Genomic DNA, 21,518 nt, shown 5'->3' with positions numbered 1-21,518 from the left:
GGCCCGGCGGCACACATGGCTGCCCAGATCACGGATGCATGCCGAGAACACCCTTTCCGAGCATCCATCCGTGATCCGAGCATGCATCCGTACCGAACGACAAGAGACGGATGCCGCGCCCCGGAGCCCCACGCCCGGAGCGCACACAAAGGGGCGCCGAGGCCGAAGCCCCGACGCCCCACGAAGCCGACTCAGAAGTCGAAGTCGCCGATGTTGTCCGCGTTGAACTCGAACGGGTCGCCGAGCAGCACGACGCCGTCAGCGCCGACGGTGTACTCGCCGAGCTCGCCCGCCTCGAACGTGTCGCCCTCTTCGCCGGTGATGTCACCCTCGATCAGTGCCTTCGAGGCGAACGCCGCCAGGTAGCCGAGGTCGGCCGGGTTCCACAGCGCGAACGCCGTGACGGTGCCGTCTTCGACGTACTCGCGCATCTGGTTCGGGGTGCCGAGACCCGTGATCGCGACCTTGCCCTTGTAGTCCGAGGTCGAGACGTAGCGTGCGGCAGCAGCGATGCCGACCGTGGTGGGCGAGATGATGCCCTTGAGGTCCGGGTGGCTCTGCAGCAGGGCTGCGGTCTTGTCGAACGACGTCTGGTCGTCGTCGTCGCCGTAGACGGTCTCGACGATCGTGATGTCGGGGTAGTCGCTCGCGACGTACTCCTTCATCAGGTCGATCCAGGCGTTCTGGTTCGTCGCGTTGGCGGATGCCGACAGGATCGCGACCTCGCCCGCTCCGCCGATCTGGTCGGCGATCAGGTCGACCTGCACCTTCGCGATGCCCTCGGAGTCGGCCTGGTTGATGAACAGGTCGCGGCACTCGGGGTTCGTGTCGGAGTCGAAGGTGACGACCTTGACGCCCGCGTCGCGTGCCTCGTTCAGCGCGTCGCAGATCGCCTTCGGGTCGTTCGCCGAGACGACCAGCGCGCCGACGGCCTGCTGCGTCGCGGTGTTGATGTAGCTGACCTGTGCGTCGGGGGTGGCCTCGGCCGGTCCGACCTCGGCGAACGTGCCGCCGAACTCGTCGACCGCGGTCTTGCCGCCCTCGCTCGAGGTGTCGAAGTACGGGTTGCCGAGGTTCTTGGGCAGGAACGTGATCGCGAGGTTGTCGGACCCGCCTTCGGATCCCGAGCCCGCGTCGCCCGAGCCGCCGCTGGTGTCGGCGCAGCCGGTCAGCACGAGCGCTGCGGCCACGGCGACCGCCGCGAACCCCGCGATCTTCTTGCGTGCAAACATCATTGTTCTTCCTTTCGTGATGATCACCGCAGGCGGATGCCGACGATGAGAGGCTGCCTCATGGTGCGGGAGAGGCTGCTACGCGCAGTGGCGGGCCGGCCTTCGCTCGAACGCGCTGCGCCCAGGCGAGGACGCTGGCCGCGACGACCGAGAAGATCAGCAGCCCGCCGGTGATGATGTTGATGACGTCGGAGGTGACGCCCGCGAGGCGCAGGCTGCTGCCGAGCACCCCGATCAGCAGCACGGCGGCGACGACGCCGTGCAGATGTCCGCGCCCGCCGAAGACCGAGACTCCGCCGAGCACGACCGCGGCGATGACCTGCAGCTCGAGCCCGGTGGCATTGTCGCCTCGGGCGCTGCCGAACCGCAGCGTGTAGAAGATGCCGGCGAAGGCGGCGACCACTCCCGAGAGCACGAAGAGGATGAACTTCGTTCTCTCGACATTCACCCCCGAGAATCGGGCGGCGTCCTTCGAGAGCCCGATCGCGAACACTCCCCGACCGAACGGAGTGAAATGCAGCAGCACCACGAAGAGCACGAGCAGGATCAGGAACGGGATCACGATGTACGGGATGGTGGTGCCGGCGATCTTCGCCTTCGCGAGCGCGGTCCACGTCTCGGGGAAGTCGGTCACGGCGGTGGTGCCGAGCAGGCCCACCGCGAGTCCGCGGAACAGCGCGAGCGTGCCGATCGTGACCGCGAGCGAGGGAAGCCCGACGGTCGTCACGAGGAACCCGTTGAACGCACCTCCGACGACCCCGACGAGGAGGGCGGCGAGGGCGGCGACCTCGAACGGCGCTCCCGATTCGGTGAGGACTCCGGTCACGACACTCGCGAGGCCCACCATCGATCCGACCGAGAGGTCGATCTCCCCGGTGATCATGACCAGCGTCATGGGCAGCGCGATCAACAGGATCGGCGCGACGTCGAGCAGCAGGTAGTTCGCCGTGATCGGCTGAGCGAACCCGCGGATCGACGCCGCTGCCACGACGGTCACCAGCACGAGCAGCGCGATGATGGCGAACTCGCGGTTGATGAAGATGCGCCGCCAGAGCGGACGATCGTAGTCGCGGATGACGCGGGTCGAGGTGGTGGTCGTCGTGGTGGTCATGATTCGTCCCTCGCCTCGATGAGCTGGCGTCTCTGTCTGACCGCGAGCACCCGGTCGAGCACGATGGCCCCGATGATCAGCACGCCGACCACGGCACGCTGCCAGAAGTCCGGGATGCCGAGAATGGGCAGCGCGCGGTTGATGGTCATGAGCAGCATCGCGCCGATCGCGGCGCCCCAGACCGTTCCGACCCCGCCCGTGATCGCGATGCCGCCGATGACGGCGGCACCCACGGCATCCAGCTCCCAGCCGCTTCCCGCCTGCGAGCTGATCGAGCCGTATCGGGCGGCGTAGAAGACACCGGCGAGACCTGCCAGCGCTCCCGAGAGCACGAACGCCGAGAGCACACGACGGGTCACCTTGAGGCCGTAGAGCTCCGCCGCCGAGGGGTCGGAGCCGATCGCGTAGTACTCGCGTCCGCCGCGGGTGTTGCGCAGGTACCAGGCGGCCATCGCCAGCACGATCACGGCGATGATCGTGAGCACCGGGATGAACATGATCTGCTGCGTGCCGAGTCCGAGGAAGTCCTTGGGCATGTCGGAGGCGTTGATGCGGTCGCTGCCGGTCCACAGCACGTTGATGCCGCGATAGGCATACAGCGTGCCGAGCGTGATCACCATGGCCGGCACCTTCGCGAACGCGACCAGCGCACCGTTCACGAGCCCGAGGAAGGCACCGAGCAGCACGGCCGCGATCACGACCAGGATGATCGGGATGCCCGGCATGTCGACGAAGAGCCGTCCGGTCAGATACGCCGTGAGGCCCATCACCGAGCCGACCGACAGATCGACGTTGCGCGTGATGATCACGATCGCCTGACCGACCGCCACGAGCATCAGGATCGACGGGGTGAGCAGCAGGTCGCGCCAGCCGTCGGCGCTGAACAGGAAGTTGGGGTTCTTGACGGTCGCCGCGATGACGACGAGCACGAGAGCGGCCAGGATGCCGAACTCGCGCGCGCGTCCGACGCCGCCGAAGGGCTTCTTCGCCGCGGCGGGCGCGGGCGCGGTGGGGGTGATGGTGCTCATGCGTGCAGCTCCGATGAGTGGGTGGCGGCGAACATGACGTTCTCGCTGGTCGCCTCGTCGCGGGAGATCTCGGCGGTGATGCGGCCTTCGCGCATCACGAGCACGCGATCGGCCATGCCGAGCACCTCGGGCAGCTCTGACGAGATCATCAGGATTCCCATCCCCTCGCCCGCAAGCTGCGAGAGCAGCCGGTGCACCTCGGACTTCGTGCCGACGTCGATGCCTCGCGTCGGCTCGTCGATGATGAGGACGCGCGGGTCGGTGGCCAGCCACTTGGCCAGCACGACCTTCTGCTGGTTTCCTCCCGAGAGGGTGGATGCCACGGTGTCGAGCGCGTGCGTCTTGACCTCGAGGCGGGATGCCCACTCCTTGGCGGCACGGTTCTCGATGCCGCTGGTGATCAGACCCCACTTCGACAGACGTCGACGGATCGCGAGCGTGATGTTGCCACCGACTCCCGCTTCGATGACGAGTCCCTGCTTGCGGCGGTCCTCCGGCACCAGCGCGAGTCCGCTGCGCATCGCCGCAGTCGGGCTGCGGCGGGCGACGGCTGCACCGAGCATCCGCACCTCACCCTCGTCGTACGGGTCGACGCCGAAGATCGCCCGGGCGACCTCTGAGCGGCCTGCTCCGACGAGACCCGCCAGCGCGACGATCTCGCCCGAGCGAACGGTGAACGAGATGTCGTGGAAGACTCCGGGGCGGGTGAGCGCGGTGACCTCGAGCAGAGGGTCTCCGACGACCGCCTGCTGCTTCGGGAACAGCTCGGTGACGTCGCGGCCGACCATCTGGCGCACCAGTTCGTCGACCGTCGTCTCGGCGATCGGGGTGGTGTCGATGTAGGCGCCGTCGCGCATGACGGTGACGGTGTCGCACAGATCGAACACCTCGTCGAAGCGGTGCGAGATGAAGAGGATCGCGCGCCCCTCGTCGCGCAGGCTCCGGGCGACGGCGAACAGCCGGTCGACCTCGACGCCGCTGAGGGCAGCCGTCGGCTCGTCCATGATCAGCACGCTCGCGTCGAGCGAGATCGCCTTGGCGATCTCGATGATCTGCTGGTCGGCGATCGACAGCCCCTCGGTGATGCGGTCGGGGTCGAGCGTCACACCCAGGCGACGGAAGATCTGGTCGACCTCGGTGCGCATGGCCTTGCGGTCGATGCGGCCGAGGAAGCCGGTGGGCTGACGACCCATGAAGATGTTCTCGGTGACCGAGAGGTCGGGGAACAGCGTCGGCTCCTGGTAGATGACCGCGATGCCCGCGGCCTTCGACTGGGCGGTGCTGGTGAAGTCGACGTCTTCGCCGTGCAGGCGGAAGTCTCCGGAATCGCGGCGGTAGAGACCGGCCATGATCTTCACGAGCGTGGACTTGCCTGCGCCGTTCTCGCCGATGAGGGCATGGATCGAGCCGGGGCGGAGCGTCAGGCTGCCGGAGCGGAGTGCGACGACGGGGCCGAAGGACTTCACGACCCGATGCAGCTCGAGCGCGGTGGGGGGAGCGCTGCGGGCGGAGGCTGCGTCTACCACTGGCTTTCCTCTCCGTTGAGGGGGATGATGATCGGAATGAACTTTACCTGAATCGATTCAAGCTCGTTTCAGGCTAGTGTATGTGATGCCGGCCTCAGGTCAACCCCCGATGCCGAAGCGTGATCCGCCCGACGACGAGAGGACAGCAGAATGCCCGTCAGCATCCGCGATGTCGCCGTCCTCGCGGGCGTCTCGGTGGGCACGGTCTCGAACGTGCTGAACCGCCCGGACGAGGTGTCGAGCGACTCCGTCGAGCGCGTGACGAAGGCGATCGATGAGCTGGGCTATGTGCGAAACGACGCGGCTCGCAAGCTCCGCGCCGGCGTCAGCACCACCGTCGGCTTCGTCGTGCTCGATGGCCAGAACCCGTTCTACAACGACGTGGTGCGCGGCGCCGAAGACGAAGCATCCAGTCACGGTATCGCGATCCTCTACGGCAACACCGACGACGACCCCTCCCGCGAGAAGGTGTATCTCGATCTGTTCCGCGAGCAGCAGGTGCGCGGGCTGCTCATCGCCCCGTACGGCGATGTCATGACGCAGCTGCGCAAGTTCCGAGCGAGCGGGATTGCGACGGTTCTCGTCGACCGGTTCAGCGCCGACAGCGGGTTCTCCTCGGTGTCGGTCGACAGCGTCGCGGGCGGGCGGCTGGCGGTCGAGCACCTGATCGAGGGCGGCCGTCGGCGGATCGCGTTCGTCGGCGGCCCCTTCGACATGCGTCAGGTCACCGACCGCCTCGCGGGGGCGCGGGCCGCGGCGGAGAACGCGTCGGTGCACGTCGAGCTCGAGGTCGTGCCGACCGCGGCGATGACGGTCGACGAGGGCGTGGCCGCGGGCGCGCGTCTGCTCACCCGCCCACGGCGCGAATGGCCCGATGCGCTCTTCGCCGCCAATGATCTGCTGGCGCTGGGGCTGCTGCAGTCGCTGGTGTCGGGCGGACGAGTGCTCGTGCCGGATGAGATCGCGCTGATCGGATTCGACGACAATCCGTTCGCCGCCGCCGCAGCCGTGCCGCTGTCATCGATCCGTCAGCCCAGCCGCATGATCGGCCGCACCGCGCTGCGCATCGTGCTCGAAGAGGCGGCCGATCCCGAGAGCATCCCGCGACAGACCGTGTTCCCGCCCGAGCTGATCGTGCGCCGCTCGACCGGCGGCTGACCGACCCGCCCCCATTTCTCGCCGAACCGTTCACCTGCATGCCCGAATCACGGATGCAGGCCGAGAACACCCTTTCTCGGCATCCATCCGTGTTTTCGGCAGCCATCTGCACCGGGCGGGGGCCTTCGTCAGGGCTCGGTCACCGCGTGCGACTCAGTACCCGCGCGTGATCGGCCGCCGCATCCCCTCGAACTCGATCGAGGGCCAGCGATCGTCGACCGTGAGCACCTCCCACCCCTCAGCGCCGCGCAGCATCGTGTCCTCGACCTTGACGCCGGGCGCAGACGGGTTCCACGCGAAAGCCTGGTTCTCGACCAGCAGGTCGTGGGTGGTCGATGTGGCACGCGGATCCCGTCCCGCGTAGCCGGCCGGTCCACCCTGGTGGTGCCGGCGCCACTCCCCAGGATCGAATCCGGCGCGCTCGTAAGCCGAGCATCCGGCCGCGAAGGCCTCGTCGAGTCGAGCTCCCGGCGCCGAAGCGTCGAGGAACGCGCGCTCGACGGCGAGAATCGGCTCGTCGTCGACCCCCGCTCCGATCCAGCGAGTGGCGTTCGCGATCAGCCCGTCTCGGCGGCCGCACACCACGATCATGGCCCGCTCGCCCAGCAACGCATCGGTCGGCAGCGGATGCCGATACGCGACGCGGCTCGCACCGGTCACCAGCACCACCAGCGGATCGATCCCGCGCGTCACGAGCCCGGCGGCGACGGCGGATGCCGCGTCCCGCTCGCTCCACTGCGGCCCCACCCCGGCAGCCAACGAGTCGGTCACCGAGCACGCGACATCGCGGCCCAGCGAACGATAGCGGGCGACCTCGGCCGGCAGCATCCGCGCACGCGCCGCGCGCAGCTCCGCTGCCACCGACGCCTCGCCGACGGCCGACGCCGAGCCCGGGTCTTCCGCAGCCGCGACCGCCGGCGGAGTCCACCACGGCACCCGCACGATGCGATCGGCGTCGGTGGGCAGCAGTTCCTCGGCGATGAGCCGATCCGCCTCGTTGTCCGCGACGAAGAGAGTGTCGCCGTCGGAGTCGGCCCGCACTGCGAGCACCGGCGGGCCCGCCAGCGACACGTGCGTGCGCACGCCCTCGAGATACCACGACACGGCTTCATGCGACGTCATCAGGATCGACGCTCTCGCACCGTGGCGCACTCGGGACACTCTCTCCTGCTTCTCGATACGATCCTTGAATGACCCGACCATGAAAACTCCTAGCAAACGTTTTCTCACATATGACCACATCCGCGGTCTTTCGCGGAAGAGGGGACCCCGATGACGCGCTCCGCACGGGCAGGCATCACCGACGTCGCGAAGCTGGCCGGCGTCTCGCTCTCGACCGTCTCGCGCGCCATGAACGGCAACCCGACCGTCGACCCGCTGCTCGTCGCACGCGTGCAGGCCGCGGCGGCAGAACTCGGTTACACGGCGAACCCCCTCGCCCGCAGCCTCGTGCTCGGCCAGACGCAGACGGTGTCGGTCATGATCCCCGACCTCGCCAACCCCACATTCCAGGCGATCCTGCACGGCCTCAGCCGCGCGGCGGCGGCCGACGGCTATCACGTGCTCATCTCCGACACCGCCGAACAGGTGGGCGACGAGATCGCTCTGGCCACGACGACTCGTCGTCGCACCGACGGAGTGATCCTCTGTGCCCCCCGACTCCCGCAGAGCGAGCTGTCGGCGCTGCTGCCGTCGGTCGCACCGGCCGTGGTGATCAACCGCCTTCCGCAGACCGACGTGCCGACAGTGGCTGCCGACTACGGCGCCGCGATGACCGAGCTGATCTCCCACCTGCGCGAACTCGGACACCGTCGGATCGCGTTCCTCTCGGGAGCCGTGGCGAGCGCTTCCGGCGAGGCGCGCGCCCTGGCGATCGCGGATGCCGAGCGGCTCGGTGAGCTCGAGTTCATCGAGATCTCCGCGGGCGTCGACTTCGACAGCGGCGCGGCCGCAGCGGAAGCCGTCATCGACAGCGGCGCCACGGCCGCATTGGCGTTCAACGACCTGGTCGCGATGGGGCTGCTGTCGGCGGTGACGACTCGGGGACTCAGCGTGCCGCAGGATCTCTCGATCGCGGGATTCGACGACATCCCGTTCGCTGCGTACACGACACCTCCCCTCACGACGGCGACCGTCCCCGCTGCCCAGATCGGGCGGCTGGCCTGGGACGCCATGCACGCGCTGCTCACAGGGGGCGAGCCCCTTGCTTCGGCGACGTTCACTCCGAAGGTCGTCGTGCGTGCGAGCACGGGTCCCGTGAGGCACTGACCCCGATCTCCCCGTGACGGGCGGGCTGCGCGCGATCGGAACCGCGAGTACGCAGGCCTCGCGCGATCGAGCACGGCACCCGCGCAGGGAGCGCTCAGAACTCCCTGTTGTCGCCTCCTGCGACCCGTGCTAACCTCGGAAAACGTTTCCTCGGGGAAACGCTTTCTCGCGAATCCCCACCCCGAACTCGATGACGAGAACAGGAAGGCGCACCAATGGTGAGCGTTGACGCGACGGCCGAATTGAAGCCCGCCACGTACCGGAGGCGCCCATGGTGGTACAGCATCTGGCGGCAGCGCGCACTCTATCTGATGGCCATACCGGGCATCGCGTACTTCATCGTCTTCAAGTACGTGCCGATGGGCGGCCTGGTCATCGCCTTCCAGGACTACTCGCCGTTCCGCGGCATCGCGGGAAGCCCGTGGGTGGGCTTCGACCACTTCATCCGCTTCTTCAGCGAGAGCACGTTCGTGATGCTGCTGGTCAACACGGTGACCGTGTCGCTGCTGCTCCTGATCTTCGCATTCCCGATCCCGATCATCCTCGCGCTGATGCTGAACGAGCTGCGTTCCAAGCTGTTCCAGCGCAGCATCCAGACAGTGATCTACCTGCCGCACTTCATGTCGTGGGTGATCGTGGTCTCGCTCTTCTACGTCCTGCTGACGACCGACGGCGGCAGCATCAACGCCCTGCTGAAGTCATGGGGCATGCCGGCGGTGCCGTTCCTGACCGACCCCGACTGGCTCCGTCCGCTGTACACGATCCAGGAGATCTGGAAGACCGCCGGGTGGGGCACGATCATCTATCTCGCCGCGATGACCGGTGTCGACATGGAGCTCTACGAGGCCTCCGAGCTCGACGGCGCCGGACGATGGCTGCAGACCTGGCACATCACGCTTCCGGCGATCCGCCCGACGATCATCGTGATGTTCATCCTCGCGATCGGCGACTTCCTCGAGCTCGGATTCGAGCACATGTTCCTCCTTCTGAACTCGCTCAACCGCGAAGTCGGCGAGATCTTCGACACCTACGTGTATACCGCCGGCATCCAGAACGGCCAGCTCAGCTACGCGACGGCGGTCGGCCTGTTCAAGGGGCTCGTGGGACTCATCCTGGTCATCGGCGCCAACAAGCTCGCCAAGAAGCTCGGCGAGGAGGGCGTCTACTGATGTTCTCGTATGAGGCGTTCATGCGCCTGAACCTGTTCCTCCGGGCCGTCTACCGGGTCGCGTACCTGAACCTCCTCTGGCTCGCCGCGACCGCACTCGGACTCGTCGTCTTCGGCATCGGACCCGCCTCATATGCCGTCGCCGCCTACCTCGACGGCTGGTTCCGCCGGGGCGAGACCCCTCCGGTCACCGCCGCGTTCATCGGACACCTGCGAGAGCGCTACTGGCCTGCGACCGGCATGGGAGTGATCCTTCTCGCCGCGAGCGCGATCGTCGTCACCAACATCTTCACCGGCGCGAGCTGGCTGCTGCAGTTCGTCAACGTCGTGGCCCTCGTGGTGATCGGCATCATCACTGCGTACGTGTTCCCGGTGATGGCGGCCACCGACATCCGCGGCATCCACCGACAGATCGTCGCCGCGTTGCTGATCGGTCTCGGCTCGCTGCACTGGACGATCGTCGCCACTGCCGCAGTCGCAGCCATCGTGTGGCTGCTCGCCTCCTTCGCCCTGCCGATCCTCGTGATGTTCGGCATCGGCATCCCGGCAGCGGCGATCGGCGGAGTCACCCGCATCGTCTTCGGCAGGCTCGCCGCCGAAGACACACAGACCTCACCCCCTATGTCGCGCGAGACCTCGCCGACTCATCTGCACCTTGCGAGAGGAAGATCACAATGAGGAACAACTCCAGGCTCGGAATCGCCGTCGCTTCCGTCACCGTCGCCGCGCTCGCGCTCACCGCGTGCGGCTCGTCAGGCGACACCACGGGAGAAAGCGGTGGCGAAGTGAAGCCCGCCGAGAGCGTCACATGGATGTCGATGCTCCACACGCCGACGACGCCGGCAGCGGACGGTCCGATCCACACCGCACTCGAGGAGTACACCGGCACCGAGCTCACCTTCCAGTGGGTGCCAGACGCATCGAAGGACGAGAAGATCAACGCGGCCCTGGCGTCGGACACGCTCGCAGACATCACCACGATCGGGAACCTGACGAACACGTCGGTGCGCCAGGCGCTCAAGTCCGGTCAGTTCTGGGACGTCGAGAAGTACCTGAAGGACTACCCCAACCTCTCGAAGATCGACGAGCAGACCATCGCCTCCGCCCGCGTCGACGGCCACCTGTACGGCGTGCCGTTCCAGAAGCCGAAGGCCCGTTACGGAGTGCTGATACGCCAGGACTGGCTCGACAACCTCGGCCTCGAGACGCCGCACACCATCGAGGAGCTCAGCGAGGTCGCGGTGGCGTTCACGACGCAGGATCCCGACGGCAACGGCAAGGACGACACCACCGGCTTCATCGATCGACTAGAGAGCTTCAAACTCGGCTTCAAGTCGCTGGCCGGCCACTTCGGCGCAGGCAACAACTGGACGGTCACGGACGACGACGAGGTCATCCCGTCCTTCCAGACCGACGAGTTCAAGCAGGCCATGGAGTGGTACCGGGGCCTGTACGAGCAGGGTGCGGTGAACGGCGAGTTCGTGACTATGCAGAAGCAGAATCAACAGGATGCGATCGCGCAGGGCAAGGGCGGGATCGTCGTGACGGGTCTGTTCGAGGCGAGGAACTACATGAACCTCGCCCTGAGCGCCGATCCGAATACGCCCATGGCATGGGCACTGGTCAACGACCTGACCTTCGAGGACGTGCCTCGCCGCACCCTCTCCGACACGGCGGGCGGCTTCGGCGGCTGGCTGGCGCTGTCGACGACGCAGGTGAAGGACGAGGCCGAGCTCAAGTCGATCCTCGCGTTCATCGACAAGCTGCTCGACGAAGAGGCGTTCGCACTCATGACCAACGGCATCGAAGGCGAGCACTACACGGTCGACGGCGACGGCGTCGTCTCGATCACGGATCAGGCCAAGTGGGAGCAGGAGGTGCAGCCCTACAACTCCTCACGGCCGTCCGACATCGTCACGACGTACAAGAGCTCCGCACCGTACGCCGACGAGGGCAACGACAAGATCGCGGAGAACGCGGAGTTCGCCGTCGTGGACCCGACGCTGCCGCTGACTTCCGCGACGTTCGATCAGAGCTGGTCGACGATCCTGCAGGCGGCGAACGACGCGTACAACAAGTACATGGTCGGGCAGATCGACATGGACGACTACGAGGCGGCGATCGACAAGCTCCGCGGCCAGGGGCTCGACACGATCATCGAGGAGTTCACCGCCTCGTACGCCGAGAGCAAGTGACATGAACGGAACGCAGGTGCAGAGCAGCGAGACCAGTGTCGTGCGCACCACGCGCGCACTCCAGGATGCCATCGATCGGGCGGCCGACGCGGGCGGCGGTCGCGTCAGCGTCACCCCCGGCGTGCACGAGACCGGGGCTCTGCGTCTGCGTTCCCATGTGGAGCTGCATCTGCAAGCGGGTGCCGTGCTGCGATTCGTGGCCGACCCCGCCCTGTATCCCCCGATCGACGCGCGCTGGGAGGGCGCCGACACCGTCATCCACTCCCCGTGCATCTACGCGCGCGATGCCGTCGACGTCGCGATCACCGGCCGCGGCGAGATCGACGGCGGGGGCGCCTGGTGGTGGGAGACGTTCCGCGCCGGCGACCTCGCGCACCCGCGTCCCACGCTGATCGGGCTGCACGGATGCTCCCGAGTCGAGATCTCGGGCGTCACACTCCGCGACTCCCCCGCCTGGACCGTGCATCCGCTGCTCTGCGACGACGTGCGCATCACCGGTATCCGCATCATCAATCCACCCGACTCGCCCAACACCGACGGCATCGACCCCGAATCGTGCCGGAACGTGCGCATCAGCGACTGCCACATCGACGTCGGCGACGACTGCATCGCGATCAAGGCGGGCAGCGAGGGTTCGCCCGATCGCGTGCCGTGCGAGAACATCGTGATCACGAACTGCACGATGATCCACGGGCACGGCGGTGTCGTGATCGGCAGCGAGATGTCGGGCGGCGTGCGCGGAGTCGTGATCTCGAACTGCGTCTTCCAGGGCACCGACCGCGGCATCCGCATCAAGTCGCGACGCGGTCGCGGTGGAACCGTTGCCGACGTGCGGGTGACGAACATCGTGATGGATCACGTCATGTGCCCACTCGTGATCAATCCGTTCTACTTCTGCGGCCCCGATGGCAAGCTGCCGTTCGTGTCGGATCGCACTCCGCAGCCGGTCGACGCGGGAACACCGCGGTTCCGAGGCATCCACCTGTCGCACATCACTGCGACGAATGTGCAGTCCTGCGCCGCGTTCATCTCGGGCCTGCCGGAGGCTCCGCTCGACGATGTCACGCTCGATCACGTGAGCATCTCGTTCGCACCGGATGCCGAGCCCGCGGTTCCCGCGATGGCAGACGGCGTCCCCGCGATGGCCGCAGCAGGTGTCCAGGCGCAGTTCATCACGGGCCTGCGCATCTCGGGCCTGCGTCTCGACGGCGTGATGGGGCCCGACCTCATCGCCGGCGACACCGTGGCGGTGGCACAATGACCGCGACCGCGATCCGCGAGTCCGAGGCCGTCGCTCCCCCCTTCCGTCGCCGAGCGGAGCTCATCATCGCCGGAATCGGCCTGATCGCCGCCGCCGTGCTGCAGGGCGGCTTCGCGCTCGTGATCACCCGCAGCGACGACGAGACGCTGCGATCCGCCATCGTCCCGGCCGTGCGCGCCGCGGGCCTCGCTCTGGCTGACGCCGAAGCGCATGTCGTGCTGAACACCATGGCCGCGTGGTTCGGATTCTCGTTCATCGTGGTCGCACTGTGCACGGCGATCGGCTTCTTCTTCGCTCGACTGCGCCCACGCCGCCGCGCGACCGGACTGTGCTTCCTCGCTGCGGGGCTGGCCTGCCTGGTCGGAACGCAGTTCATCCTCTACCCGGTCGCCTTCTTCTTCCTCATCGCCGCCGCTCTGTTCGCAGTGCGCACTGCCACCCCTCGGAGTACGTCATGACCAGCACCCTGACCCGCGTCGACGACGCCACTGTTCCGATCCGCGTCCGCGAAGCTGCGCGCAAGCGCCGCTCGGTCACGCCCGGCCGCCGCGTGTTCATGGTGATCAACGCGGTGATCCTCATCGCGTTCGCGCTGGCCTGCCTGCTGCCTTTCGTCAACGTGCTGGCCAGCTCTCTGGCGACGCCCGGCGAGCTCGCGACCCGCCCCTTCATCCTGTGGCCCGAGACATTCAGCCTCGACGCTTATCGATACATCATGTCGACGCCGACGATCTTCCGTGCTCTGGGCGTCTCGGCGATCGTCACGATCGGAGGCACGCTGATCAGCCTCATCCTGACGGCGTTCATGGCCTACGCGCTGTCCAAGAAGCATCTGAAAGGCCGCCGGGTCATCAACTTCCTGGTGCTGTTCACGATGCTGTTCTCCGGCGGGATGATCCCGACGTTCATCGTGGTCAAGAACCTCGGCCTGATCGACTCGCTCTGGTCGCTCATCATCCCTGTCGCGATCAACGCGTTCAACTTCGTGATCATGCGCAGCTTCTTCCAGGGCATCCCGGACAGCCTGGAGGAGGCTGCTCGCATCGACGGCTGCAGCGAGCTCGGCGTGTTCTGGCGCATCGTGCTGCCGCTCTCCCTGGCCTCGATCGCGACCATCGGACTGTTCTACGCGGTGTACTACTGGAACACCTACCAGAGTGCGATCCTCTACATCAACAGCTCCGAGTTGTGGCCGATGCAGGTGCTGCTCCGCCAGATCGTGATCGTGGCCAGTGGGCTGAACGCCGATGGCGCCACCGTCGACGTCGTGCCGCCCGCGCAATCGATCCGGATGGCGGTCATCTTCGTCGCGACTCTGCCGATGCTGATCGTCTACCCGTTCGTACAGCGCTATTTCGTGAAGGGCGCCCTGATCGGATCGGTCAAGGGATGACCCGTCCCTCTGGTCGGATCCCCGCCCTCACGGCATCCGGTAGCTGCCACGCCAGGTCCAGTCGGCGCCGATCTCGGGCCCCGAACCCTGCGACATGACGGTGAGGATGCCGTCGTCGGTCGCGACGAGCCGCAGCCGCACGGAGGCGATGTCGTGGGCAGCTGCGCTCACACGGATGTCGAGCACTCCGGGCGATGACCAGCCCGCGGTCGTGACCGCGTCGCCGAGCGGCAGCGTCGTCACGGTCGGCGATGCCGTCTCGAACCGCAGAACCTGTCCGGAGATCTCGATCTCACCGCCGGACGCATCGATCGCCACGGGGAGGCGCGGCGGCGCACCCTCACCGGAAACGAGGGTTCCCACTCCGCGCAGCGATGCGGCAGACCCCGGGTCGTGCGGAGGTGCAGGCGGGCGCAGCTGCAGGTCGCCGTCGACCTCGCCGGCGAGCGCTGTCAGCACGCGCTCCACGAATCGCTGGTCCCCGCTGTCCAGGCTCGTCGTGTCCGCTGTCACCACGGCTGCCAGCCGTCGCGCCGGGTCGCCGTAGACGACCTGGCCGCCGAGTCCGAACATCAGCCACTGGCCGACACCCGGCAGCCAGATCTGCCGCCCGTACCCGTGGCGCAGCGGCGCACCCCAGGTCTGCGTCCCCGGATCGCTGCGGCGTTCGAGCAGCCCGACGCGTACGGGTTCCGGCAGCACCGCGACCGTGCCGTTCACGGCTTCGGCGATCCTGAGCATGTCCGTCGGCGCAGCCATGAGTCCCGAACCGCCGTGGCTGATCCCCTCGGGCCCGGTGAGGAACCGCATGCCGCGGCCGACTCCCAGCGGTTCGAGCAGCCGCGGCCGCAGGTATTCGAGCATCGGCATCCCGGCCAGTCGCTCGACCAGAGCGCTGAGCACGTAGCTCGCGCTGGTGTCGTAGGTGAACAGCGTGCCCGGGCGATGCGTCGGCGCTATTCGGAAGTACGATTCCAGCCAGTCGTCATCGTGAGCACCGTAGGTGGTGCCGCTGTGCGGCCCGGTCATCGCGAGCATGTCGTCGATGAGCGTGGCAGCGAGCCACCGGTGCACTGGTCGCATCTCCGGAAAATGGTCCGTGATCGGGTCGCGGAGGCTCAGCCGCCCCTCCTCGGCGAGCAGCAGGATCGCGACGGCGGTCACCGTCTTCGACACCGAGTACATCCGATGCGGGACATCGAACCCCGAGGGCGACACCGCCGCGCTGACGATCTCGTCGCCGTCGACGCTGATCACCAACGAATGGATCGCGATGTCGGAGGCATGCGACCAGTCGAGCAGCCGCTGAAGGTCATCCGTCATGCGACCGACCGTAGTGGGGAAAGCGGTTCCCGTCCACACGACAGGGCGCTCATCCTGCCGCGATTCTTTCGGATCAGCATTATTGCTGCTATCGTCGAGAAAACGTTTCCTGACGTTCACGTCCAAAGAAGGATCATGATGACGAAGACCCGATATGCCCTCGCCGGTGCCGGAGTCCGCGCCCAGATGTACGTCGATGCGATCACCGGCGCACACCGCGATCGCGCCGAGCTGGTCGCGATCGTCGAGCCCAACCCCGTGCGTGCCGCGTTCCACGCCGCACGCGTCACCGACGCAGGCGCACCCGCGCCCCGACTGGCCACCCCTGACGCGCTCGAGCAGGTCATCCGCGACGAGCGCGTCGACAGGGTGATCATCTGCTCGCGCGACGACCTGCACGCCGAGCTGATCGTCCGCTCCCTCGAGGCCGGCGCCGATGTCGTCGTCGAGAAGCCCCTCACGATCGATGCGGCGAGCGCCGCACGCATCGAAGAGGCCGTCGAGCGCACGGGCCGCCAGGTGGTGCTGACGTTCAACTACCGCTACTCCCCGCGCAACAGCGCGCTGCGCCGGATCATCCAGGACGGCACGATCGGGCAGGTCACGTCGGTGGACTTCTCGTGGATGCTCGACACCAATCACGGCGCCGACTACTTCCGGCGCTGGCACCGCGACAAGACGAACTCGGGCGGCCTGCTCGTGCACAAGTCGAGCCACCACTTCGATCTCGTCAACTGGTGGATCCGCTCGCAGCCCACGCGCGTCTACGCCTCGGGCGGGCTCCGCTTCTACGGAGCCGAGAATGCGGCGAGCCGCGGTCTGGGCGAGCGTCCCGCGCGCGGCACGCACGACGGCGGCGATCTGTTCGAACTCGACCTGCGCACCGACGAGCGCCTGACCGCGCTGTATCTCGAAGCCGAGCAGCACGACGGCTACGTGCGCGACCTCGACGTGTTCAGCGAGGGCATCACGATCGAAGACAACCTCGCGCTCGTCGTCGACTACGCCTCGGGCGCCACGCTGTCGTACTCGCTGAACGCGCACTCCCCCTGGGAGGGGTACCGCGTCGCGATCAACGGCACGCTCGGGCGCGTCGAGCTCGAGGTCGTCGAACGCGGTGCCGTGTTGGCCGGCGAAGGGCTGCACCCGCATATCGATCCCAGTCTCTCAGGCGGTGACGGTGCGACCGAGCACCGGCCCGAGGGAGAGCGCATCCTCGTGCAGCGGCACTGGGAGGCCGCGTACGAAGTGCCGATCGACGGCGGTGACGGCGGTCATGGCGGCGGCGACGCCCTGCTCCTGTCGGATGTCTTCGAGGGCCCAGGCGACGATCCGCTCGCGCGCCCGGCGGATTGGACCGACGGCATCCGCTCGATCGCGGTCGGCATCGCCGGCAACCGCTCCCTCGAGACCGGACTGCCGGTGAACATCGCCGACCTCGGCATCGAGCTGCTCGAGTCGGGCCGATGAGGATCGCCGTCACCGGCGGCTCCGGTCGCCTCGGCCGGACCCTCGCGACCGGTCTCGCAGAGGCGGGGCACGAGGTCGTGTCGATCGACCGGGCTCCGAGCGGGCATCTCGAGCGCCCCGGCATCACGCAGCTCTCCCTCGACCTCACGGATGCGGATGCCACGGCGGCGACGCTCGGGGATACGCGCGCCGATGCGTTGATCCACCTCGCCGCGATCGCCGTGCCGTTCGCCGCTCCGGAAGACGTCATTCTGCGCACGAACGCGGCGCTCGCGCAGTCGGTGCTCGGCGGCGCGGTGCATGCGGGCATCCGTCGCGTCGTGGCGGCGTCGAGCCCGACCGTGATCGGCTACGGCGCTCCGCGCGGATGGGCACCCGACCGGCTGCCCCTCGATGAGGACTCGGCCACACAGCCGTGGAACGCCTACGCGCTGTCGAAGCTCCTGATCGAGCAGACCGTCGCCATGCTGCGGCGGCAGACCGGCGATGACGTGCGCTTCGCCTCATTCCGACCGTGCTACGTCATCGCCCCCGAGGAGTGGGCGGGCGCTCCCACCCAGCAGGGCCACACCGTGCTCGAACGCCTCGACGATCCGGCTCTGTCCGCCCCGGCTCTCTTCAACTATGTCGATGCCCGCGACGTCGCGAGCTTCGCGGACACTCTGCTCGCCGCGCTCGACGACATCCCCAACGGCGAGGTCTTCTTCGTCGGCGCCGACGACGCGCTCGCCCGCCAGCCCCTGAGCGAGCTGCTGCCGCAGTTCCATCCGGGCACCGCGCATGCGGCAGCCGCGCTCACCGGTCGTACTCCCGCCTTCTCCTCCGCCAAAGCCGCCCGCCTGCTCGGCTGGCGTCCCACCCGCACCTGGCGCGACGAACTCGTCGCCGCGCCCGCCTCTGCATCCGTCTCCTGAAAGGCTCGACATGGACTTCGATGGAATCCTCTTCTTCCCGGTGACCCCGTTCACCTCCGGCGGCACGATCGATCACGACATGCTCGCCGCCCACGTCGCCACGGGCGTCGAGGCCGGTGCGGGCGGCGTGTTCCCCGCGTGCGGCACGGGCGAGTTCCACGCGCTCTCCGCGAGCGAAGCGGCGGCGGTCGTCCGCACCGCCGTGACCGCGGTGGCAGGTCGGGTGCCCGTGATCGCCGGTGCCGGCGGGCCGCTCGGACACGCGATCGCGGTCGCACGCGCAGCGGCGGATGCCGGGGCCGACGGACTCCTCGTGCTGCCGCCCTACCTCGTCGGCGGCACACAGCAGGGTCTCGCGGCCTACGTCGAGCAGATCGCCGAGGCCGCTGACCTGCCGGTGATCGTGTACCACCGCGGCAGCGCGCAGTATTCGGTCGAGACCGTGCGTCGACTCGTCGCGAACCCCCGTGTCGTCGGCTTCAAGGACGGCACGGGCGACATCGGCACGACCCAGCTGATCGTACGTGCGGTCGCCGAGGAGGGACGCTCGGACTTCGCGTTCTTCAACGGGCTGCTCACGGCCGAGCTCACGCAGGCCGCGTACCGCGGCATCGGAGTGCCGCTCTACTCGTCGGCAGCTTTCGCCATGGCACCCGACATCGCGAACGCCTACTACCGCGCCTACGCCGACGGCGATGAGGAGCGGCGCCTCGCCCTGCTCGACGGCTTCTATCGCCCGCTCGTCGAGCTGCGCGACGAGACGCCCGGCTTCGGAGTCTCGCTGATCAAGGCCGGGCTCCGGCTCTCGGGTCTCGCGGTCGGCTCGGTGCGCGCACCACTCGTCGACCCGACGCCCGAGCAGGAGTCCCGCCTGGCGGAGATCCTCGCGGCGGGCCGCGCACTGCTGTGACGACGATACGGAGCCTGACGACGCGTCTGCAGCGTGTGCCGCTGACGCGTCCGTGGGCTGCCGACGTGACCTCGGTCGGCATCATCTCCACCCACGTCGTGCGCTCTGACGGCGCAGAAGGCTGGGGCTTCTCGTGGAGCCCGCAGATCGGCGCTCCCGCCGTGCACGCCCTCCTCGAACATGACATCGCACCGGCCTGCGTCGGCCGCCCCGCCGCACCCGGCGAGGCATGGCAGGGGCTGTGGGAGCACCTCCACGAAGCCGGCGGCGGCGGGATCACGACGATCGCGCTGGCGGGGCTCGACCTGGCGCTGTGGGATGCCGAGGCGCGCTCTGCCGGTGTCTCGGTGTCGCAGATGCGGGGTCGTCAGCGCGAGCGCGTGCGCGGATACGGCTCGGGTGTCAACCTGCACTACTCGCTCGACGAACTGCTCGCGCAGGTGCAGCGCTGGATCGATGCGGGCTTCGACGCCGTCAAGATCAAGGTCGGCAAGCCCGACCTCCACGAAGACCTCGAGCGCGTCGGCGCGGTGCGGGAACTGCTCGGACCGGACCGTGCGCTGATGATCGACGCGAACCAGCGATGGGGTCTCGACCGTGCGACGGCCTCGGTGGATGCCCTGTCGCGCTTCGGCCTCGCCTGGATCGAGGAACCGCTGCGTGCCGACGATCTCGCAGGTCACGCCGAGCTCGCCCGGCGGATCGACGTGCCGATCGCACTCGGTGAGAACCTCCACACCGTGCACCGATTCGCAGACTTCCTCCGTGCGGGCGCCGCGCACATCGTGCAGCCCAACATCGTGCGGGTCGGCGGCATCACACCGTTTCTGCGCATCGCCGAGCTGGCCGCCTCCCACGATGCCGCGCTGCATCCGCACCTGCTCCCCGAGCTCTCGGGGCAGCTTGCGCTCACACTCCCCGACTCCGCGCACGAGGTGCTGGTCGAGGACGTCGAGGATGCCGGATTCGGCGCACTCGGCGCACTCGCCGATCCGTCTCCCGTGTCGATCGCCGACGGCTACCTGACCGAGAACGATCATCTCGGCCTCGGCCTCCGCTTCTCCCCCCTGCTCACCGCCGGAAAGGACCCCTCGTGACCACCTCCCCCGCAGACCTCGAGTCGATCGTTCACGCCGCCGCCGCGGCCGCCCCGGTCTGGCGGCGCTCGTCAGCGACGGATCGGGCGGGGTGGCTGCGTGCTGCTGCCGACGCGCTCGACGCCCACGTCGCCGAGCTGGTCGCGATCGCCGACGACGAGACACGCCTCGGCGTCCCTCGCCTGACCGGCGAGGTCGCACGCACCAGCGGTCAGTTGCGGCTGTTCGCCACGGTCGTCGAGGAGGGGTCGTACCTCGAGCTCACGGTCGACGACGCGGATGCCGCCGCGACTCCGCCACGCCCTGAGCTGCGACGGCTGCTGACCGCGCTCGGACCCGTCGCGGTCTTCTCAGCGTCGAACTTCCCGTTCGCGTTCTCCGTGGCCGGTGGCGACACCGCCTCGGCGCTCGCTGCCGGCAACCCTGTGATCGTGAAGGCGCACTCGGGCCATCCCCGGCTCTCGGTGCGTACGGCCGAGCTCGTCGCCGCCGCGCTCGTCGCTGCCGGCGCTCCGAAGGGCTCCCTCGCCCTCGTCGAAGGACGCGAGGCGGGCAACGCGCTCGTGCAGCATCCGCTCATCCGCGCTGCCGGCTTCACCGGATCCGTCTCGGGCGGGCGGGCGCTGTTCGACCTCGCATCCGGGCGCCCCGATCCCATCCCGTTCTACGGAGAGCTGGGCAGCATCAACCCGGTGGTGATCACCGAGGCTGCGGTCGCCGCCCGAGGCGAGGCTCTCGCCCAGGGTCTCGCCGGGTCGTTCACGATGGGCGTCGGGCAGTTCTGCACGAAGCCGGGCGTGGTGTTCGTGCCGGCGGGCGCGGGCTTCGAAGATCTGCTGGCGGCGCACGTGCCCTCCGCCACAGGAGGACCGCTACTCACCGAACGCATCACCGATGCCTTCCCCGCGGGTCTCGCCCATCTCGAGAGCGATCCGTCGGTGCAGGTTCTGGCCGAAGGCGTCGAGGTCGCCGGCGTGAGACCTGTCGCGCTGCTCACCGATGCGCGCGCGGTCGCAGATCGCCCCGAGGTGCTCCTCGAGGAGTGCTTCGGTCCTGTCACCCTGCTCGTGCGCTACGACTCCGACGACGACCTGCGCACCGCGCTCACCCGCGTTCCGGGAAGCCTGACGGCCACGCTGCACGCCGAGCCGCACGAGGACCCGAGCGAGACGCTCGAGCTGTTGCAGGAGCGTGCGGGCCGCGTGCTGTTCGCCGGCTGGCCGACCGGGGTCGCGGTGACGTGGTCGCAGCAGCACGGTGGCCCGTGGCCGGCGACGACCTCGCTGCACACCTCGGTCGGAGCCTCGGCGATCCGCCGGTTCCTGCGTCCCCTGGCGTTCCAGGATGCGCCCGAGGCGCTGCTGCCGGAGGCTCTGCGCGATGACGCCCTCGCGCGTCTGCCGCACCGGCGCAACGGCGTGCTCGTGCTCCCCGCCTGATCGGCTCCCCGTCCGCGTCGGTCGA

The 21,518-nt window shown here is 68.3% G+C and carries 19 protein-coding genes; 13 read left to right on the top strand and 6 right to left on the bottom strand.

Annotated features, from left to right (window positions below; genetic code table 11):
* Positions 1–191: 191 nt before the first annotated feature.
* From rhaS to AC3WS6_RS05290, 4 genes are read right to left on the bottom strand one after another with little or no spacing between them, the layout of a single operon-like run.
* On the bottom strand, positions 192–1,235 hold the full coding sequence (gene rhaS / locus AC3WS6_RS05305) for a rhamnose ABC transporter substrate-binding protein (RefSeq protein WP_492500019.1): 1,044 nt from the start codon (positions 1,233–1,235) through the stop codon (positions 192–194).
* Between the two features lie 55 nt (positions 1,236–1,290).
* Positions 1,291–2,343, bottom strand: a complete 1,053-nt coding sequence (locus tag AC3WS6_RS05300; RefSeq protein ID WP_492500018.1) for an ABC transporter permease — start codon at positions 2,341–2,343, stop codon at positions 1,291–1,293.
* On the bottom strand, positions 2,340–3,371 hold the full coding sequence (locus AC3WS6_RS05295; RefSeq protein ID WP_492500017.1) for an ABC transporter permease: 1,032 nt from the start codon (positions 3,369–3,371) through the stop codon (positions 2,340–2,342). Before AC3WS6_RS05295 ends, AC3WS6_RS05300 begins: the two co-directional genes overlap by 4 nt.
* The gene (locus AC3WS6_RS05290; protein WP_492500016.1) at positions 3,368–4,897 is read right to left on the bottom strand and encodes a sugar ABC transporter ATP-binding protein; all 1,530 of its coding nucleotides are present in this window, start codon (positions 4,895–4,897) and stop codon (positions 3,368–3,370) included. The genes AC3WS6_RS05295 and AC3WS6_RS05290 overlap by 4 nt, the downstream gene beginning before the upstream one ends.
* 150 nt (positions 4,898–5,047) lie before the next feature.
* Here AC3WS6_RS05290 and AC3WS6_RS05285 point away from each other — a divergent pair, with 150 nt between their 5' ends.
* Positions 5,048–6,055: a LacI family DNA-binding transcriptional regulator gene (locus AC3WS6_RS05285; protein ID WP_492500015.1), complete on the top strand. Its 1,008-nt coding sequence runs from the start codon at positions 5,048–5,050 to the stop codon at positions 6,053–6,055.
* 153 nt (positions 6,056–6,208) lie between these two features.
* On the opposite strand, the gene AC3WS6_RS05280 is transcribed toward AC3WS6_RS05285, so the two are convergent.
* A complete protein-coding gene (locus AC3WS6_RS05280) occupies positions 6,209–7,258 on the bottom strand; it encodes a M24 family metallopeptidase (protein WP_492500014.1) in 1,050 nt (349 codons plus the stop codon).
* 69 nt (positions 7,259–7,327) lie between these two features.
* On the opposite strand from AC3WS6_RS05280, the gene AC3WS6_RS05275 reads away from it, so the two are divergent.
* From AC3WS6_RS05275 to AC3WS6_RS05245, 7 genes are all read left to right on the top strand, one after another.
* Entirely contained in the window at positions 7,328–8,323 is a 996-nt protein-coding gene (locus AC3WS6_RS05275) for a LacI family DNA-binding transcriptional regulator (RefSeq protein ID WP_492500013.1), read from the top strand.
* 215 nt (positions 8,324–8,538) lie between these two features.
* Positions 8,539–9,492, top strand: a complete 954-nt coding sequence (locus tag AC3WS6_RS05270) for an ABC transporter permease (protein ID WP_492500012.1) — start codon at positions 8,539–8,541, stop codon at positions 9,490–9,492.
* A 20-nt stretch (positions 9,493–9,512) separates the two neighbouring features.
* Positions 9,513–10,169 (top strand): YesL family protein, encoded by a 657-nt coding sequence (locus tag AC3WS6_RS05265; protein ID WP_492500011.1) that lies wholly within the window; start codon positions 9,513–9,515, stop codon positions 10,167–10,169.
* Positions 10,166–11,686: an extracellular solute-binding protein gene (locus AC3WS6_RS05260; RefSeq protein WP_492500010.1), complete on the top strand. Its 1,521-nt coding sequence runs from the start codon at positions 10,166–10,168 to the stop codon at positions 11,684–11,686. Before AC3WS6_RS05265 ends, AC3WS6_RS05260 begins: the two co-directional genes overlap by 4 nt.
* A 1-nt stretch (position 11,687) precedes the next feature.
* Positions 11,688–12,947 carry a glycoside hydrolase family 28 protein gene (locus tag AC3WS6_RS05255; protein WP_492500009.1) on the top strand — a complete coding sequence of 420 codons (1,260 nt, stop codon included), beginning with the start codon at positions 11,688–11,690 and terminating at the stop codon, positions 12,945–12,947.
* Positions 12,944–13,405 (top strand): hypothetical protein, encoded by a 462-nt coding sequence (locus tag AC3WS6_RS05250; protein WP_492500008.1) that lies wholly within the window; start codon positions 12,944–12,946, stop codon positions 13,403–13,405. Before AC3WS6_RS05255 ends, AC3WS6_RS05250 begins: the two co-directional genes overlap by 4 nt.
* Positions 13,402–14,340 (top strand): carbohydrate ABC transporter permease, encoded by a 939-nt coding sequence (locus tag AC3WS6_RS05245; RefSeq protein WP_492500007.1) that lies wholly within the window; start codon positions 13,402–13,404, stop codon positions 14,338–14,340. The genes AC3WS6_RS05250 and AC3WS6_RS05245 overlap by 4 nt, the downstream gene beginning before the upstream one ends.
* A 27-nt stretch (positions 14,341–14,367) precedes the next feature.
* On the opposite strand, the gene AC3WS6_RS05240 is transcribed toward AC3WS6_RS05245, so the two are convergent.
* A complete protein-coding gene (locus tag AC3WS6_RS05240) occupies positions 14,368–15,663 on the bottom strand; it encodes a serine hydrolase domain-containing protein (protein ID WP_492500006.1) in 1,296 nt (431 codons plus the stop codon).
* A 138-nt stretch (positions 15,664–15,801) separates the two neighbouring features.
* Here AC3WS6_RS05240 and AC3WS6_RS05235 point away from each other — a divergent pair, with 138 nt between their 5' ends.
* From AC3WS6_RS05235 to AC3WS6_RS05215, 5 genes are read left to right on the top strand one after another with little or no spacing between them, the layout of a single operon-like run.
* The gene (locus AC3WS6_RS05235) at positions 15,802–17,133 is read left to right on the top strand and encodes a Gfo/Idh/MocA family protein (RefSeq protein WP_492500005.1); all 1,332 of its coding nucleotides are present in this window, start codon (positions 15,802–15,804) and stop codon (positions 17,131–17,133) included.
* Entirely contained in the window at positions 17,130–18,047 is a 918-nt protein-coding gene (locus tag AC3WS6_RS05230) for an NAD-dependent epimerase/dehydratase family protein (protein ID WP_492500004.1), read from the top strand. The genes AC3WS6_RS05235 and AC3WS6_RS05230 overlap by 4 nt, the downstream gene beginning before the upstream one ends.
* 10 nt (positions 18,048–18,057) lie before the next feature.
* Positions 18,058–18,957, top strand: a complete 900-nt coding sequence (locus AC3WS6_RS05225; RefSeq protein ID WP_492500003.1) for a 5-dehydro-4-deoxyglucarate dehydratase — start codon at positions 18,058–18,060, stop codon at positions 18,955–18,957.
* Complete coding sequence (locus tag AC3WS6_RS05220) at positions 18,954–20,054, top strand: mandelate racemase/muconate lactonizing enzyme family protein (protein ID WP_492500002.1); 1,101 nt, start codon at positions 18,954–18,956, stop codon at positions 20,052–20,054. Before AC3WS6_RS05225 ends, AC3WS6_RS05220 begins: the two co-directional genes overlap by 4 nt.
* The gene (locus AC3WS6_RS05215; RefSeq protein ID WP_492500001.1) at positions 20,051–21,493 is read left to right on the top strand and encodes an aldehyde dehydrogenase (NADP(+)); all 1,443 of its coding nucleotides are present in this window, start codon (positions 20,051–20,053) and stop codon (positions 21,491–21,493) included. Before AC3WS6_RS05220 ends, AC3WS6_RS05215 begins: the two co-directional genes overlap by 4 nt.
* Positions 21,494–21,518: the final 25 nt, after the last annotated feature.

Source organism: Microbacterium sp. EB106-03-03-XG65 (assembly GCF_058791955.1).
Note: the sequence above shows the minus strand (reverse complement) of the source record. Positions and strands in the feature narration are given on the sequence as shown.